The organism is Paenibacillus sp. EB106-05-06-XG162 (genome assembly GCF_058791655.1).
Genome location: NZ_JBYTDT010000001.1, coordinates 428,669 through 446,137, shown reverse-complemented (window position 1 = coordinate 446,137; position 17,469 = coordinate 428,669). Strand labels below are relative to the sequence as shown.

Genomic DNA, 17,469 nt, shown 5'->3' with positions numbered 1-17,469 from the left:
ATTTGCCCCAAAATCAGTCACCTCTTTTAGCTATAGTCTTGTTCCTCGGATAAGATTTCGGAGATTGCGCCTTGAATTTCAACGGTGTCCGGTGTGCACATAAAGATATTGATGCCAAGCTTCGAGATGTTCCCATTCAAAGCATAGACCGTCCCGCTCAAGAAATCGATAATACGCATCGCCTGGTCTTTGCGAATCCGCTGCAAGTTCACAACGACAGAACGGCGAGAACGCAGATGGTCTGCAATTTCTTGCGCTTCGTCATACGAACGTGGCTCATAGAGCACCACCTTGGCATTTTTCTGCGAGTGGATGCTGACCACATTACTTGCTTTTACATTTTTACGTGATTCAAAGCTCGGGGTTTCAATTTCTTGTTCCTCTTCGTGCGTTATCTTCTCCCGTTCGACCACTTCTTCTTCCTCTTGCAGTCCCAGAAAATTCATAAATCGATTCATAACGCCCATTACACTTCCTCCTTATCCCCTACTAAAATAGAGCCGAGTCGAATCCAAGTTGCTCCCTCTTCAATTGCCACCTCAAAATCATTGGACATACCCATGGAAAGGTGTTGAATGGGGTCTTCTGTGATTGCAAGCTGGTTAAGCTCATCCCGTAGAGTTCGCAATCCGCGAAAGACCGGTCGTGTCTGTTCTGCTTCATACTCGAATGGCGCCATCGTCATCAGTCCGGCGATATGAATTCGAGGGTATGCTTGCATTTCCTTGATGAATGGAACCAACTGCTCCGGCTCAAGTCCATATTTCGATGTCTCTCCAGAGACATTCACTTGGACGAAGCAATTCACATCCATCTGTAGCGCTTCCGCTTTGTTATTCAATTCCTTCGCAAGCGACAGCCTGTCCAATGAATGAATATAAGCGAACTTGCCTATGACATCTTTCACTTTGTTCGTCTGCAAATGACCGATAAAATGCCAGGTTCCTTGATTCCCTAACGCATTCCACTTTTCTTCAGCATTCTGCCAACGGTTCTCACCAATATGCTCTAATCCATGCTTCAGCACGGATTCTGTCATCGCGAGTGATACATATTTCGTTACTGCAATGATATGTACATCTTCACGCAGTCTGCCACTACGCCGACATGCTTCATTCACGCGCTGTTCCACGAGCTCGATTCGCTCTTGCAATGCCATGCGAAGATCACTCCTTTTCTATTGCGATCCAGCTGATCATTCGACCTGTTCTCCCTTGATCGCGTCGATGTGAGAAGAAATCCTCCTCTTGACAACTTGTACACCACGTAGAACATTCGATATTTGTCGGTAAAATTCCTGCTTTTATCATAATCTGTCGATTAAATTGTTTCAAGTCAAGCATAAACTTCCCGTTCGGCTTTGCAATATAAATTGGAAGGTCTTGATCTGTCAGCGAGAACGTATGCGCTAAATTCACTACATGCTGCATGACATGCTCATCCACCTCATAGCAGCAGGCGCCAATTGAAGGGCCAATCGCAGTACGTATATTGCTTGGGATTGAGCCGTAAGCCTCCCCCATCTTCTCAATCGTCTTCCCGGCGATCTCTAATACCGTCCCTTTCCAGCCTGCATGGGCTAGCCCCACTGCTCGCACTACAGGATCCCAGAAGTATAACGGAACGCAATCAGCATAAAAAGAGGTCAGCCACACGCCGGGTACATTTGTAATCAATGCATCCGTATCTTGGATAGCCGACGCTCTTGTCATACGTCCTAGTCCTTGATGTTCCGCTTTGACTTCAAACACATGATTACTATGCACTTGTTCACCGCAAGTCCATGCCTCGAATGGAAGCTGCAGCACATCCGCAATCGCTTCCCGATTCCGGATGACATCTTCATCCCGGTCATGAACATGAAAGGCACAATTTAAGGAGTCATACGGGCCGCTGCTGACACCGCCATTTTTCGAAGAAAAACCTGCTGTAATATCTGATCCCTTCGATACCCAAGGTTCCAGCATAAATAGAGCAGGTGCTGATGGTCTAGTCTGTTGTACGAATGGTTCCATTGTTCATTCACCTCAACCCTAGTGTACCATATGCCGGCACTACTTTTCACTAACTAGAGGTTGTTCAAAAGTCGTCTTTTGATCACGAAGTATTTCATGAAGCGTATTCGACATCGAATCTTGCGATCATCCTTCTTCAGATTCTCACAACCTAAGCAGACGCTTACGAAGCAGTTTTCTCCGAAAACTCTTAGGTGCTGAAAACCCGACTTTTTGAACACGAACTAACTAGGGTAAGATCGTGTCTCTCGCATCATCGGGTCTAGCCGCTCGTATCGGTCTGAAGCCGGCTCATATTCGTCCTGTTTGGTGACCCGTGTCTCCTCCATTTTGACAAGGACAACATCCGCGCCGATCTTCACAATATTTCGCCAAGGGATTACGAGGTCGTTGCCACCGCCAAATAGACCAAGAAATTTATTATAGTTCGGCACGACAATCGAGTTGATGCGCCCTTGACGCAAATCCAGCTCGAGATCCGAGATTTGCCCGAGCTTCTTCCCATCCACAATATTAATAACATCCTTCGTCTGAAAATCCGATATCTTCACCCATCATCACCACTAATCTTTTAATTTTAGGGTTCGAATCCATATATCCTAAATATATGTGGAAAAGACGTAAAATGTCCTGATCCTCAAAAGAAAACCGTAGCTGCACACAAGCTTCAAAAAAAGCCCTAACGAATTCACGTTAGGACTTTGCATGCAACAAGAGATTCACGATTTGACATGCTTCTGCATCTGATTAATGGCCGATTTCTCAAGTCTCGATACCTGTGCCTGGGATATGCCAATCTCCTCTGCCACTTCCATCTGAGTCTTCCCTTCGAAAAACCGCATAGATAAGATCATTTTCTCACGATCGTTCAGTTTGCGCATCGCTTCACGAAGTGCAATCTCTTCAATCCAAGATACATCCTTATTCTTATCATCACTGATCTGGTCCATCACATAAATCGGGTCTCCGCCATCATGATAGATCGGCTCGAATAGCGATACCGGATCTTGAATGGCATCTAGAGCAAATACAACATCCTCTTTCGGGACGTTCAGCGCCTCTGAGATTTCGAAGATCGTCGGTTCACGCGCGTTCTTATTCGTTAAGCTGTCGCGGACCTGAAGCGCTTTATACGCAATATCGCGAAGCGAGCGTGAGACACGGATCGGGTTATTATCCCGAAGATATCGCCGAATCTCACCAATAATCATCGGCACGGCATACGTAGAGAATTTAACATTCTGACCAAGATCGAAATTATCGATTGCTTTCATCAGACCGATGCAGCCGACCTGAAACAGATCGTCAACAAATTCCCCACGATTGTTAAATCGTTGAATGACACTTAGCACGAGCCTTAGATTGCCATTCACTAATTTCTCTCTTGCTGCTCGTTCATTTTGTTGTTGTAAGGCGACGAATAATTCGCGCATTTCCGCGTTCGTTAGAACTGGCAGTTTAGCAGTATCCACACCACAAATCTCGACTTTATTTCGGGTCATCGTGTACAACCTCCCAAGGAGAAACATTAATGTACATTATCTCCGTGGGCTGTTTTTTTATTCCTTTTTCAGGTTACGATTCGACACGTCTTCGACCCATTTCGACGTCTACTCCGCGCCCGATATAGGTTACACCATCTTATTAAATTCTTTTCGCAGCCGTTTAATAATTCGCTTCTCCAGCCGTGAAATGTAAGACTGGGAGATGCCGAGCATATCCGCGACATCCTTCTGCGTCTTCTCTTCCCCATCGGTCAATCCGAACCGCAGTTCCATGATGACACGTTCACGATCCGATAGTTTATCCAATGCTTTATGTAAAAGTTTACGGTCCACCTGTTCCTCGATATTCCGGTATATCGTATCGTTCTCTGTCCCAAGGACATCAGAAAGCAGGAGCTCGTTCCCATCCCAATCGATATTAAGCGGTTCGTCAAAAGATACCTCGGTACGGATCTTGCTATTACGACGTAAATACATCAGAATCTCATTCTCTATACACCGTGATGCATAAGTCGCTAGCTTAATTTTCTTGTCAGGATCGAACGTATTGACGGCTTTGATGAGACCAATCGCTCCGATCGAGACCAAATCTTCAATGTTGATGCCAGTGTTCTCGAACTTGCGCGCGATATATACAACAAGTCGCAGATTGCGTTCGATCAGCATCGCCCGGATCGCCGTATCACCTGATGACAGTCTCGTAAGCAAATATTCTTCTTCCTCACGCGTAAGTGGTGGAGGAAGGGCCTCGCTGCCGCCAATATAATAAATCTCTTCGCTCTTCAACCCTAGCAAAAAAAGAAACCGGTAATAGTTCAATTGCATTGTCAATTTCAGTTTTAAGAGCATTCCGTCTCCTCCTAGACATTAATGATGAAATAGCGCGCTATGCAAAATCGCCTGATAACTGCCATCCGACGACAGCTTACCGCCATCAAGCCCGATCAATACCTTCGTACATTCTGTGGTGGTTCCCCCATGGGTTAGGACGACTTTATCCGGTTTAACCGCGATCATCCACTGTGTACTACCACGATTCACCCCGCGATAAGGAACCATTCGGAGTCGATCTTGCCATGGAACAGATGCATCTTGCATTTCCATAATCCATTGATCTGCAGAGAGATCACGAAGCCGATCAATCCATCCTTCGGGAAAAGCATTAAGCCAAAGTCCTGCCTCCATCACAATGACAGGGCTTCGCGTTAATGGGTCTGTAAGTTGATTTCCCGTATCAATGAGTCCGACACAGCTTGACTGATCTTGATCGATCCAGACCTCTACTTGTGCGAGAAATTGCGTCATCGCCTCTTTGTTCGCGCGGCTGCGTATCACCATACGGTATAAGAGGAATGTCATGAGAAGTCCAATTGCAATAATCCAAAACCCAATTTTCAAGTTAAATTGAAATCCACCGGAGTGCGAGAACCAGATGCCATTTAACACATCGCCAGAATTCTGCGTCAAGTAATGGAGCCCTAGTATGCCTCCCGCTGCCACAAAATTTATGACATAGAATGCAGCCATATTGCGTAAGTAGTTTTGTAGGCTGATAAAACCAAATGCAATCCAGAGCATTCCCAAAGACATCATGAATTTAATCAGAAACGTAAACAAGAAAGATAATGCAGGTGCGAACATCATCACGACATAAGAAGCACCTAGAATTGACGCTGCGATCAAGCGCCAGATTCGTGGTTTTAATTTCCGCATCCAGGCCGTTGTCCATAATAATGCACCATCAATGAGCAAATTCATGAGAAAAATGAGATCAAGATATACAACCAGTCGCTTCACCGCCTCACCCTATCCATCGAACTTGGCAACGGATGAAACTAGTATATTAAACCTCATATTCAAAGTCTGTCTAAACATGGGGAAGCTGTGCATCTTTTTTTGTCGAAGAAACAATTCGAGGAATGATATGAATAAAAAAAAGCCCATCTCACAGAATTTGGATTCTGTAAAATGGACTCTAATAGAAGAAATTAATCATTATTACGAGGACGATTGCGTAGGAAAGTCGGAATATCCAATTGATCGCCCGCCGGCTGATTGCCAAATGGACGCAATTGACTTGCAGAACGAGTCTCTGGAGCCTCTTCCGGTTGTGCAGCAGTCACAGGTCTGCGACCAGGGATGTTAACCGGTTTAGATTCGAACCCTGTTGCGATGACTGTTACTTTGATATCGTCTTTCATGTCTTCTTCAATCCTCGCACCGAAAATCATATTTACTTCTGGATCGGATGCCGAGATAACAATTTCAGCCGCTTCATTGACTTCATACAAGGATAAATTCATACCGCCAGTGATGTTCATGATGACACCACGAGCACCTTCGATCGAGGTCTCGAGAAGTGGACTCATAATCGCTTTGCGCGCAGCTTCGGCCGCGCGGTTCTCTCCATTCGCAACGCCAATCCCCATCAATGCAGAGCCGCGTTCCGTCATGATCGTCTTCACGTCTGCAAAGTCAAGGTTGATTAACGCTGGTTCAGCGATCAAGTCAGAAATACCTTGTACCGCTTGACGCAATACGTTATCGACTTCACGGAATGCTTCAAGCATTGGTGTCTTCTTATCCACCATCTCCAATAGGCGATCGTTCGGAATGACAATAAGTGTGTCTACTTTTTCTTTCAGTGCTTCTATACCGAGCTCTGCTTGCGTGGAACGTTTGCGGCCTTCGAACGAGAAAGGACGTGTTACGACCCCAACAGTTAATGCACCGCATTCTCTAGCGATTTCAGCAATGACTGGAGCAGCGCCCGTACCTGTTCCGCCACCCATACCCGCAGTAACGAACACCATGTCTGCACCGCGCAGTGTATTCATAATCGCTTCACGGGATTCTTCAGCAGCTTTCTTCCCCACATCAGGGTTCGCACCTGCTCCAAGTCCACGTGTTAATTTATCACCAATTTGCAAACGATGCTCGGATTTTGCCAAATGAAGCGCTTGAGCATCGGTATTTACAGTAATAAATTCTACGCCCTTGACGCCATTATCAATCATTCGGTTGACTGCGTTACTACCGCCGCCACCCACGCCAATGACCTTTATTTGGGCTAACGAGTCCATCTCAAAATCAAATTCCAACATAATCTTCATCTCCCCCTCATTGCGCTAGACTGCCCAGGATATCTTCATGCCTGACATCTTATATGAAATCCTCAAAAAATTTCTTCATACGATCAAAAATTCCCGGCTTTTCTTCCTCACTCTTCGGCGCTTTGGGACGATTCGCAGCTTTCTTCGCAGGCGAAGCATTACGCATTCTAACCGTACGAATAACACTATGAATAATACCAACACCGCTCGTGTAGCCAGGGTCACGCACACCGATAAAATCAGGAACCGCAATGCGGACAGTCGCTTCCAGTTCCGCTTGGGCAACTGTTAACACGCCTGACATACATACCGTTCCACCTGTTAAGATATATCCGCCTGGCATCTCGCTATATCCTAATCTCTTAACCTCTTGACGCACCATTTGGAAGATTTCCTGAACGCGAGGTTCAATAATCGCCGCTAGATCTAATTGGGAGAATTCTTTCTCGACATTACTGCCAATCCGAATGACTTTGAAGACTTGATCCTCAGCTGCATCCGGGCCATAAGCACATCCGAACTTCAGCTTCACGCGCTCCGCTTGGTCAGTCAATGTACGGAGCCCGTAGGCAATATCATTGGTGACGAATTCGCCGCCAATTGGCAAGGTTGAAGTTGCGATCATAGCCCCATTCTGGAATACGGCAATGGTCGTCGCGCCTGCACCGATATCGACAAGAATAGATCCCATCGTCTTCTCGTCCTTGGACAATGCTAACTGCCCAGCTGCTAGTGACATTAGCACTAGATCTTTTACTTTCAAGCCTGCTTTTTCAACACATCGAAGTAAGTTATGTATCGCTGTCTTCGCACCCGTAATGATCGTTGCTTCAACTTCCAGGCGTACGCCAATCATGCCTCGTGGGTCTTGAATACCTTCAAGCCCGTCAACAACATATTGTTTGGCAACCACGTCAATAATCTCTCTCTCAGGTGGGAGAGCAATCACTTCCGCAGCTTTTAACACCCGTTCAATATCTTCATCACCGATCTCACGATCTTCATTGGACACAGCAACTACGCCATGACTCGATTGAAGCCCAATATGATTTCCTGAAATTCCGACAAAAACTTCCGATATTTGAATGCCAACCATACGTTCTGCATGATCGACAGCATTGCGAATCGACTGTACCGTCTGGTCAATATCTACAATTGCTCCTTTTCGAATACCTTCCGAGTCGGCAGATCCAACTCCAATAATATTAAAGGTTCCATTGTTCATTTCACCGATAATAGCTCGAACTTTGGATGTACCGATGTCCAAACTAACAATGATGTCACCGTTGCTCAATCTGTGGCACCTCCTATTTCTACCTAAGTATAATAGTAACATTGTATGACACTCTGTACATATTCAACAAATTTTATGTATTCCCTCTTTTTTCTACAATTTTTTTATTGGTAAATGTTTACCAAAATTAAAAAAAGGAGGTCAAAACTATAACTACCATTCTAACATTTTTTCACATTATTGAGTAGTCTCTTTTTCCTGTTCAATGTCCGACGTTACGCGGTCAAACGGCTTATACGTATCTGCTGCTAGCATCGTAATCTGACCCGGTTGCTGTGTCTCGATCACTTTATTCAAATACTCTACCTTATCCTTTAATAAGGAAATGGATGTAGTAATTTCGAACTGTGAACGGGTATACATCTTGATGCGATCCGGGTAAGCTTTCGTGGGGTCGGGGATAATCTCAGAAATATCGGTGAGCAGCTCATCAGGGATAAGCGCTAACTGTTTACACAGTTGTGCAAGAAGCGGATCCTCCGACTTCCACTGGGTTAGAATTGGCTTCTCTACGAGGATATGATCCTTCTGCAGCAAGACATTCGTCCCATTAGAAAGTATACCTGCAATCTGCCCGTTTTCTTGTGATATTTGATACGCTACCGTTGGAAATTCTTGAACATCGATATGGATGACACCCGGGAATTGAAGTTCAATCTTTACGTCTTCAACGGCCTTTAGTTCTCGAATCCGATCGCGGATCGTTCCCTTGCTTGTCCCAAAAAACTGATCTCCCACATGAAGTCCGCTTTTCAGGATCAGCTCTTCTTTTGCTACCATATCGTTACCTGTGATCTGAATCTCTGAAATCTTGCTCACGGACGAACGAAAGAATAGAACAGCTAGAATGACGACAAAAAGAAGTAGCAGAATAAGAAGCAGCTTTCTGCTGGTGTTCTTCTTTACTTTTTTCTCTTTTAATACGGGGAGCTGCTTAACCATTTCTATACCACCTATAAAAGCCTCGATCCCCTCCAGCACTCGCGAAGGGGATGAAGGCGGTTAATTTGCAAAGTCAAGCTGCCTTGCTACTTGCGATTCACGATATATCGTTGCCCCAAGACTTGAGAACAATCGTTCAATCTGATCATAGCCGCGGTCGATATGATGCACTTGTTCGATAATTGTCTTCCCTTGCGCAGCCAATCCAGCAATGACAAGCGCTGCCCCTGCGCGTAAATCCGTTGCTTCAACCGTTGCTCCGAACAATCGGTTCACACCCCGGATAAAAGCAGAATTCAAATCTGTTCGGATGTCCGCACCCATTCGTGTCAGCTCGTCGACATGTTTGAATCGACCTTCGAAAATCGTCTCTTTCATAATGCTAAATCCGTCCGACAACGACAGCAGTACCATAATCTGAGATTGTAAATCGGTTGGAAATGCCGGATAAGGCGAAGTCACGATACGTTCAACAGCGATAGGTCTCGCCTTACTGCTTACTTGTATTATATCATCGTCTACTGCCACTTCAACACCGGCACGCCTTAATACATGGATTAGAGATGTTAAATGCGATGCATTTACATGCGTTAGCGTGACATTGCCTCTGGTGGCTGCTGCAGCGATCATAAACGTCCCCGCGACAATGCGATCCGGGATCACCTCGTATGAACAAGGTGTCAGTTCCTCAACCCCCACAATTGTGATCGTATCTGTTCCCGCCCCGATAATTCGGGCGCCTAACCGATTCAAGAAATTCTGCAAATCAGCAATTTCCGGTTCTCTTGCCGCATTCGTTATGACTGTCGTGCCTTTGGCTAAGACAGCCGCCATCATAATATTCTCCGTCGCGCCAACGCTAGGGAAGTCTAAATGGATATTCGCGCCTATCAGTTGTTCCGCCCTGCAAATAATGCGTTGATCCGTCTGCAATATTTGAGCACCGAGCTCCATAAGTCCACAGAGATGCAGATCAATCTTACGCTCGCCGATCGCACAGCCCCCAGGCTGATATATCTGCACTTCCCCAAAACGAGCCAGCAGCGGACCCATCAAAAATATGGAAGACCGCATTTGCTTCATTAAGGATTCCGGAACATGCGAGGAATTCGCTTCGGTTGTATCAATAACAACGGTATCGTTGATATGCTGCGTCTCACAACCAATATCCTCTAAGATTTGCAGCATGACCTGAATATCCAGCAGTTTCGGAACATTATGAAGCTGTATTCTTCCACGCGTCAGAAGGCTTGCTGCAAGAATCGGCAATGCGGCATTTTTCGCTCCATGGATACGAATGGTTCCTGATAGGGGTCTCCCTCCCTCAATCACCAATTTGTCCAATGTATCACCTCCGAGTTTACCGCTCACCCACGACCAACACTTCCGGCACTAACGAAATCCCATACTTCGACTGGATCGTCTGCCTTATCTCCTCGATTAGGGTGAGAACATCTCTAGCTGTCGCTTGCCCGGTATTCACAATGAAATTGGCGTGTAACGTCGAGACTTCAGCGCCCCCAACACGATAACCTTTCAAGCCCGCTTCTTGAATCAGTCTCGCAGAGAAATCATTCGGCGGATTTCGAAATACGCTGCCACAGCATGGCAACTGATAAGGCTGTGTTTTTCTTCGACGTTCTTTGTACGATGCCATAGCGGCCGCGATTTCTTTCCGATCTCCATGCTCGAGCTGGAAGGTTGCTTCAAGAACAATTCCCTTCACCTCTTGTAAGATGGAGTGTCGATAAGCAAATTGCATCTCCGAAGTGGTATACCGTACCAATTCCCCGGTCTCCAGTACAATCTCAGCTTCCTTTAATATACGTGACACATCTGATCCATGAGCTCCAGCATTCATGTATACAGCGCCGCCAACCGTTCCTGGAATGCCCCCTGCGAATTCCAAGCCCGCTAAGCCTTCTTTTCCCGCCTTAATGCTGAGTGTGATAAAAGAATAAGCGCCGCCCACACGAACCTCATCGCCGGTAAATTGGATGTGATCCATTCCTTCACCTAACTTGATCACAACACCTCGGATACCTTTGTCGGTCACGAGCATATTGGATCCTTTACCAATAGGGGTCCAAGGAATCCCATGCTTATGCAGCAGCTTGACCGTTTTCACCAGTTGTTCTTTTCCGCCCGGTATGATGAGGACATCTGCAGGCCCTCCGATTTTCCAAGTCGTATAATTCGCTAACGGCTCATTATAGAGCACCTTACCGACGTTCGCGGAAGTTAATTCTGTTATAAACGGCTGCATCTAATGAACCCTCCTTCTATGCATCTCAATAAGAGAAGCGTCATCAGGCATGAATACGACTCCAAATCGGTGTGAATAAACCGGAACTCATGAATGTCTGTCACGATTATAGAGTATCTTATGTCAGACTGAGGGGGAGTGTGACAATCGCCTAAGTTCTTCTCTTGTGTGCAAATTCTCGTTGTATTTATTTATTGTTCTGCGCTAAACGCTGCAATTCACGAACAATGATTTCTGCTGAATCCGGTTGGCCAAGGGAACTCGCACCTTGCGACATTTGCTCGAACCGAATTTTATCTCTCATAATAGCTTCTACGCGAGCGAACAATCGCTCACCATCTAAATCCTTCTCTAAGATCACTTCTGCCGCATTCGCCCGCTCCAAGGAACGCGCGTTAGCTTCTTGATGATTATTCGTTACATTCGGTGAAGGAATAAGTATGGATGGGATCCCTAATGCTGTCAGCTCCGCAAGAGACGATGCACCAGATCGGCCGATGACAAGAGATGTCGCAGCCAGTACGTCCGGCATGTTATGAATGTACGGCAGCACCTGTAGATTCTTTGGCATGGGATTCACCGCTTGCTCGATGCGCTCCTTCGTGCTTGCATAATAACTCTCTCCAGTTACATAGACGAAATGCACATCTGATAGACGTGCAAGCACAGGTGCCATCTGAACCATCGCATCATTGATCGCTCTCGCCCCACGGCTCCCACCGACAACCATCACAACTCGCCGGCCTTCAGGGATCCCTAGCACGTCATAACCTTTGCAGCGATTGGCCTTAAAGACTGCCGTTGCACGCGGATTACCCGTGTAGAGAACATGTTTGCCTTTACCAAAATGCTCCTTGGATTCTGGGAAGCTTAGTGCTACCGTATCTGTATAGCGGCTCAAAAATTTATTCGTAAGTCCAGGAATGGCATTCTGTTCATGAATCAGCGTTGGAATGCCCAGCTTCGAAGCCGCGTATACGACCGGTCCACATACGTATCCACCCGTTCCAATCACAACGTCTGGTTTAAATTGCTGGAGCAATTTCTTCGAACGATTAACCCCTTGGATGAAACGTAATACTGTCCGGACGTTATCAAGCGATAACTTCCGGCGGAATCCTGTAATTTCAATGGATTCGAATGGTATATTTTCTTTCGGAACTAACGTGCTCTCAAGCCCCTTCGTTGTCCCTATGTATAAAATTTTCGTATCTGGATGTTCTGCTTGACATTGTCTCGCAATCGCAACAGCCGGATAGATATGCCCTCCGGTGCCGCCGCCGCTGAGTACAACTCGCATGACACTCACCTCGCGTAACGGGATATATTGAGTAAAATGCCTAACGCGGTCAGCATTAACGTCAGAGAAGAACCCCCATAGCTGATTAAAGGCAATGTAATGCCCGTAACCGGCATCAGTCCAATAACTACACCAATGTTAATAATGACTTGCACAGCGAACATTCCAACGATTCCCACCGCAAGGAAACTTCCGAACGGATCAGATATCGTCATCGCTACGCGCATCCCGCGCCAGACTAAAATAAGAAATAATAATAAGACTGTCATCCCGCCAATAAACCCAAGTTCCTCCGCCAGGATCGAGAAAATAAAATCCGTCTGCGGCTCCGGTACGTAGCTGTACTTCTGGCGGCTCATGCCTAGACCGAGTCCAACGAATCCTCCTGGCCCAATCGCATACAGCGATTGAATGATCTGGTACCCAGCTCCAAGCGGATCACTCCAAGGGTCTAGGAAGGATGTAATTCGGGCAAGCCGATACGGCGCAGCCAAGACAAGACCAACAAACCCCACGACCCCCACCATCGCTAGAGAAACCAGATGCCGAATTTGCGCACCTGCCGAATAAATAACAATAAGCGAGGCTCCGACCATCACCGTACCCGTACCAAGATCGGGTTGTAACATAATAAGTCCAAAAGCAAGCCCCATTATGCCAAGTGGCGGAAGCAAACCTCGTACAAACGACTCAAGTTCCTTCTGACGATCTGCGAGCAGCTTCGATAGGAACAGGATCATTGCTAGCTTCATAAACTCAGAGGGCTGGATTCCAAAGGAGCTTATTCCAAGCCAGCTTCGAGCACCTCCCCGTACAGCCCCAATACCCGGGATTAACACGATGACGAGCAATGCAAAGCAGATGAGCAATGCCACCTTCGCATATTTCTTCCAAACCCAATAGTCTGTGTTCATCGTAAAATACATCGCGATTAATCCAAGTACGGCAAATAGCAACTGGCGCTTCACAAAATAGAACGAGTCGCCGTGTGCGTGGAATCCCACAACAGCTCCGGCACTGTACACCATCACCATTCCGATGCCGAGCAGAGCGAGGATCGAGAAGATCAGCCAAATATCTGGCGCGGAACGAGTTTTTGACATGGCAGGCACACCCTTACATTTAAATGTGAGGGCTTGAACATGCCCCCCTATTAAAGATTATGCACGGCCTCTTTAAAAATTCGTCCACGCTGTTCATAGGAAGCAAACATGTCCCAGCTAGCGCATGCCGGGGAGAGGAGCACGATGTCTCCAGGTCTAGCAAGCTGAGCAGCTTGCACCACGGCGTTGCGCAGCGTCTCCGCCGCATCTTCCACAGTATCGACGGTTTTAATATCCAATATCCCCGCTTCTTCCGCAACACGCGCTAACTTCTCACGTGTCTCGCCAAGAGTGACAATTCCACGGACATGTGCATGAAGAGCTGGAATCAGATCGTGAAAATCGAGACCACGGTCTAGCCCCCCTGCGATCAAAATTATATCTTCTTGGAATGCTTGCAGCGCCGTTATCGTTGCAATCGTATTCGTTGCTTTGGAATTATTATAATAGGTAACATCATTTTTCTTCCCGACAAATTCCAAGCGGTGCTCCACCCCGTGGAAATCGGCAAGCGGGACTCTCAGTTCCGAAGGACTCACTCCCGCTGCGATGCAAATTGCTGAAGCTGCTAACGCATTATCAACATTGTATCTTGCTGGAATCCCGATGTGGTCCACTTCGATAATGGTATGCACCTGCGCATCTTGCTCTCGGTAGACGACATGACGTGCCACGCCTTCGCTCGCATCGGCATCTGAATCATTCGAATATGGCGGTTCAACGTATACGCCGAAATCAAGGCGTTCCTTGCCCGAGAAAGGTAGTACTCTTGCAGAGACTTCAGCAGCAAGTCTACGGCAGACCGGATCATCCATATTGAGCACTGCAAAGTCAGAGTTTGTCTGATTCGCGAATATCTTCGTTTTGGATGCAATGTAATCGTCCATTGAACCATGATAGTCCAGATGGGTCTCTGCGACATTCAGCAGACATGCGATATGCGGATGGAACGCACTCGTACCTTTCAATTGAAAGCTGCTTAACTCTACAACCATGCGATTCTCGGCCGTTGCCTTCGCCACAGCTTGGACAAGCGGTGTACCGATGTTCCCAGCGACGATCGGGTGCTTCCCTGCGTGTTCTAATATTTTACCCACCCAAGTGGTGGTTGTTGTTTTCCCATTTGAGCCGGTAATCCCAATAATCGGCGCAGCACATATGTAAGAAGCGACTTCAATCTCCGTCACAATCTCAATACCGAGTTGCAACGCTTGCTGTAGTGGCTTAACGCTATAGGGAATCCCGGGATTTTTGACGACGAGGGCCACACCGGGATGAATAAGCTCATCCGGATGTCCTCCACAAATAACAGAAATGCCCAAAGCTTCTAGTTCGTCAGCTTCGGGACTCTGGTCTCGGTCTTTCTTATCATTGACGATCACATTCGCGCCCCATGAGGCGAGAACTTTCGCGACTTGTAAGCCGCTTTTGGCAAGACCAAGAACAACGACGTCTTGGCCTCGATATGCTTCCGGTAACAACATTGCACTACAACCCCTTGTTGATATAAAGTCCAAGCCCTGCAAGCAGCAGGCCTACGATCCAGAACGTAATGACGACACGCCATTCCGACCAGCCCGACAATTCAAAGTGATGGTGGATCGGACTCATCTTGAAAATCCGCTTACCTCTTAGTTTGAAGGAACCGACTTGAAGAATAACGGACAACATCTCAATGACGAATACGCCTCCGATAATAATAAACAACAGTTCGGTTTTCGTCAAAATCGCAATCGCCGCAATCGCGCCTCCGATGCCCAAGGAGCCGGAATCGCCCATAAATACTTTGGCAGGATGCGCATTGTATACGAGGAAGCCAAGAACAGCTCCAATCATCGCTGCGGCCGCTATCGCAGACGCATGTCCTTCGACTTGCATCGCAATAACCGCAAAAGCGCCGAATGCGATTGCGCTAACACCCGACAACAAGCCGTCTAATCCGTCGGTGAAGTTAACCGCATTACTGATCGCTAGCATCATTAACGTAATAAATACATAGTAGAACCATCCGAAATCCCATGCCACTGAGGTACCTGGAATCGCAATGACTGTACTATGATTGTTCGAAATTAATAGCGCACATACAATGACAGCAAAGAGCAGTTGTCCGAACAACTTCTGCATTGCTGTTAAACCGAGTGATCTTTTGAACACAATTTTAATATAGTCATCAAGGAATCCAACAAGCCCAAATCCTAGTGTTGCCACAAGCAGAACAATAAAGTCCGTATTCATCACGGAAAACTTCAAGAAGCTAAGTGTAAAAGCAAGTAGAATAATAATGCCGCCCATCGTCGGCGTACCCGCTTTTTTCAAATGCCCTTGGGGACCATCCTGCCGAATTTGCTGACCGAATTTCAACCTTCTTAATAGCGGAATACATAATGGTCCTGCAATAACCGCTAACAGAAAAGAAACCCCGATCGTAAGTAATACCAATTTAAAGTCCACTACCGTCACACTCCTAAAATACGATCAAAACCGCACATCCTTGCGATAACAACCATTCATGAATCAGAAATTACAACTATTATAACGCGGTATCTCTTAGCGATCGTACCACTTCTTCCAGTCTCATCCCTCTAGAACCTTTAACCAGGACAAGATCACGCGGTGTTAATACAGATATTAGCTCTTGTACGAGCTCTTCCTTGTCTTGGAATGCTTTTACCCGCTCCGCAGGCATATAAGCAGATGCAGCCGATGCAATTTCCACAGCAAGTGGTCCATAGGTATACAAGTAATCTATTTTCATTCTTTCAAATTCATGACCAATCAGACGATGCAAATTCACTTCTTCCGGACCTAATTCGAGCATATCCCCCAGCACGACCGCTTTCTGACGGAAACCGCTCATGAGATCAAACAGCTCTAACGCTGCTCGAACGGCTGTCGGGCTTGCATTGTACGCATCATTAATGATCGTTAGACCTGTTACTCCTTCAATCACTTCAGTGCGCATCCCTGTAACAACCAGATTCCGTAGCTGCGCATCCATTTCCTCTTCAGGAACATCAAAATATCTCGCGACAGCCATCGCAGCCAGTGCATTGGACACATTATGCTGACCAAGCAGCGGAATGAAGTAGCTCGCCTGATCCGAAGTAGACGTTGTGAAAATCGTCCCCCGCGCGTTCAGCATAATACCTGTTGCATAGATGTCATTTTCTTGTTCAAAGCCAAAACGAACCTGCGACATCTTCTTCGGCTGTATGGTCGAAGCTTCCTTCAGCACTTGAGCGATTAATGGTTCATCACCATTCGAGACGAGCAGACCACCTTCACGCAAAGAGCTAATAATTTCGAGCTTCGCTCTAGCAATCTCTTCACGAGAGCCGAGTTGGAGAAGATGTGCATCACCGATGTTCGTAATGACTGCAACTTCAGGACATGCGATTGACGATAACAGTTCAATCTCACCGCGACCACTCATTCCCATCTCAAGCACGATAATGTCCGTATCTGCGTCCATTTGAAGTATCGTTAGCGGTAAGCCGATATGGTTATTGTAATTTCCATTCGTCTTATGAACCTTATACCTCGCACTGAGCACAGCAGCAATCATATCCTTCGTCGTCGTCTTGCCGTTGCTGCCTGTCACCCCGACAACACGTACACCCGATTCCCGAAGCACGCTCGCAGCCAGACGCTGCAACGCGAGCAATGGATCATCGACAAGAATCAATGCCCCATTCACTTCAGGATGCTCGCGATGTTCAGGCCAGAATGCTGCCTGTGCGCCTTGTGCAAGCGCCTCGCCGACAAAATCATGCCCATCAAAGCGTTCCCCCGCAAAGGGGACAAACAAACAGCCCTCATGGAGTTTACGGGTATCGATCTCGACGGCGTGAACCTGTAAATTTTCATATTGGATATCCGACAGTCTCCCGCCGCATGCATTTGCAATCTCGCGTAGTGTTCTTGTAATCAC

17 protein-coding genes are annotated in these 17,469 nt (G+C 46.7%); all 17 read right to left on the bottom strand.

Going from position 1 to position 17,469, the window contains the following annotated elements:
* Positions 1–26: 26 nt before the first annotated feature.
* Positions 27–467: a cell division protein SepF gene (locus tag AC3WU2_RS01670; RefSeq protein WP_018756666.1), complete on the bottom strand. Its 441-nt coding sequence runs from the start codon at positions 465–467 to the stop codon at positions 27–29.
* A complete protein-coding gene (locus AC3WU2_RS01665) occupies positions 467–1,159 on the bottom strand; it encodes a YggS family pyridoxal phosphate-dependent enzyme (RefSeq protein ID WP_379342676.1) in 693 nt (230 codons plus the stop codon). Before AC3WU2_RS01665 ends, AC3WU2_RS01670 begins: the two co-directional genes overlap by 1 nt.
* 7 nt (positions 1,160–1,166) lie before the next feature.
* On the bottom strand, positions 1,167–2,015 hold the full coding sequence (gene pgeF, locus AC3WU2_RS01660; protein ID WP_492450710.1) for a peptidoglycan editing factor PgeF: 849 nt from the start codon (positions 2,013–2,015) through the stop codon (positions 1,167–1,169).
* A 224-nt stretch (positions 2,016–2,239) separates the two neighbouring features.
* A complete protein-coding gene (locus tag AC3WU2_RS01655; protein WP_379342672.1) occupies positions 2,240–2,566 on the bottom strand; it encodes a YlmC/YmxH family sporulation protein in 327 nt (108 codons plus the stop codon).
* A gap of 168 nt (positions 2,567–2,734) precedes the next feature.
* Entirely contained in the window at positions 2,735–3,517 is a 783-nt protein-coding gene (gene sigG / locus AC3WU2_RS01650; RefSeq protein ID WP_018756670.1) for an RNA polymerase sporulation sigma factor SigG, read from the bottom strand.
* 129 nt (positions 3,518–3,646) lie between these two features.
* On the bottom strand, positions 3,647–4,369 hold the full coding sequence (sigE, locus tag AC3WU2_RS01645; protein ID WP_018756671.1) for an RNA polymerase sporulation sigma factor SigE: 723 nt from the start codon (positions 4,367–4,369) through the stop codon (positions 3,647–3,649).
* An 18-nt stretch (positions 4,370–4,387) separates the two neighbouring features.
* Entirely contained in the window at positions 4,388–5,317 is a 930-nt protein-coding gene (gene spoIIGA, locus AC3WU2_RS01640) for a sigma-E processing peptidase SpoIIGA (RefSeq protein WP_492450706.1), read from the bottom strand.
* A gap of 191 nt (positions 5,318–5,508) precedes the next feature.
* Positions 5,509–6,624, bottom strand: a complete 1,116-nt coding sequence (ftsZ, locus tag AC3WU2_RS01635; protein ID WP_018756673.1) for a cell division protein FtsZ — start codon at positions 6,622–6,624, stop codon at positions 5,509–5,511.
* A gap of 58 nt (positions 6,625–6,682) precedes the next feature.
* Positions 6,683–7,927 carry a cell division protein FtsA gene (ftsA, locus tag AC3WU2_RS01630; RefSeq protein WP_018756674.1) on the bottom strand — a complete coding sequence of 415 codons (1,245 nt, stop codon included), beginning with the start codon at positions 7,925–7,927 and terminating at the stop codon, positions 6,683–6,685.
* A 177-nt stretch (positions 7,928–8,104) separates the two neighbouring features.
* Positions 8,105–8,869 carry a cell division protein FtsQ/DivIB gene (locus tag AC3WU2_RS01625; protein ID WP_018756675.1) on the bottom strand — a complete coding sequence of 255 codons (765 nt, stop codon included), beginning with the start codon at positions 8,867–8,869 and terminating at the stop codon, positions 8,105–8,107.
* A 60-nt stretch (positions 8,870–8,929) separates the two neighbouring features.
* On the bottom strand, positions 8,930–10,213 hold the full coding sequence (gene murA, locus AC3WU2_RS01620; protein WP_018756676.1) for a UDP-N-acetylglucosamine 1-carboxyvinyltransferase: 1,284 nt from the start codon (positions 10,211–10,213) through the stop codon (positions 8,930–8,932).
* A 16-nt stretch (positions 10,214–10,229) separates the two neighbouring features.
* The gene (murB, locus tag AC3WU2_RS01615; RefSeq protein ID WP_379342659.1) at positions 10,230–11,135 is read right to left on the bottom strand and encodes a UDP-N-acetylmuramate dehydrogenase; all 906 of its coding nucleotides are present in this window, start codon (positions 11,133–11,135) and stop codon (positions 10,230–10,232) included.
* 187 nt (positions 11,136–11,322) lie between these two features.
* Complete coding sequence (murG, locus tag AC3WU2_RS01610) at positions 11,323–12,435, bottom strand: undecaprenyldiphospho-muramoylpentapeptide beta-N-acetylglucosaminyltransferase (protein WP_492450701.1); 1,113 nt, start codon at positions 12,433–12,435, stop codon at positions 11,323–11,325.
* A gap of 5 nt (positions 12,436–12,440) precedes the next feature.
* Entirely contained in the window at positions 12,441–13,538 is a 1,098-nt protein-coding gene (gene spoVE / locus AC3WU2_RS01605) for a stage V sporulation protein E (RefSeq protein WP_018756679.1), read from the bottom strand.
* 50 nt (positions 13,539–13,588) lie between these two features.
* Positions 13,589–15,022 (bottom strand): UDP-N-acetylmuramoyl-L-alanine--D-glutamate ligase, encoded by a 1,434-nt coding sequence (gene murD / locus AC3WU2_RS01600; protein ID WP_492450699.1) that lies wholly within the window; start codon positions 15,020–15,022, stop codon positions 13,589–13,591.
* A gap of 4 nt (positions 15,023–15,026) precedes the next feature.
* Positions 15,027–15,989, bottom strand: coding sequence for a phospho-N-acetylmuramoyl-pentapeptide-transferase (mraY, locus tag AC3WU2_RS01595; protein WP_018756681.1), 963 nt, complete (start codon positions 15,987–15,989; stop codon positions 15,027–15,029).
* Positions 15,990–16,068: 79 nt separating this feature from the next.
* Positions 16,069–17,469 carry a UDP-N-acetylmuramoyl-tripeptide--D-alanyl-D-alanine ligase gene (locus tag AC3WU2_RS01590; protein ID WP_492450696.1) on the bottom strand — a complete coding sequence of 467 codons (1,401 nt, stop codon included), beginning with the start codon at positions 17,467–17,469 and terminating at the stop codon, positions 16,069–16,071.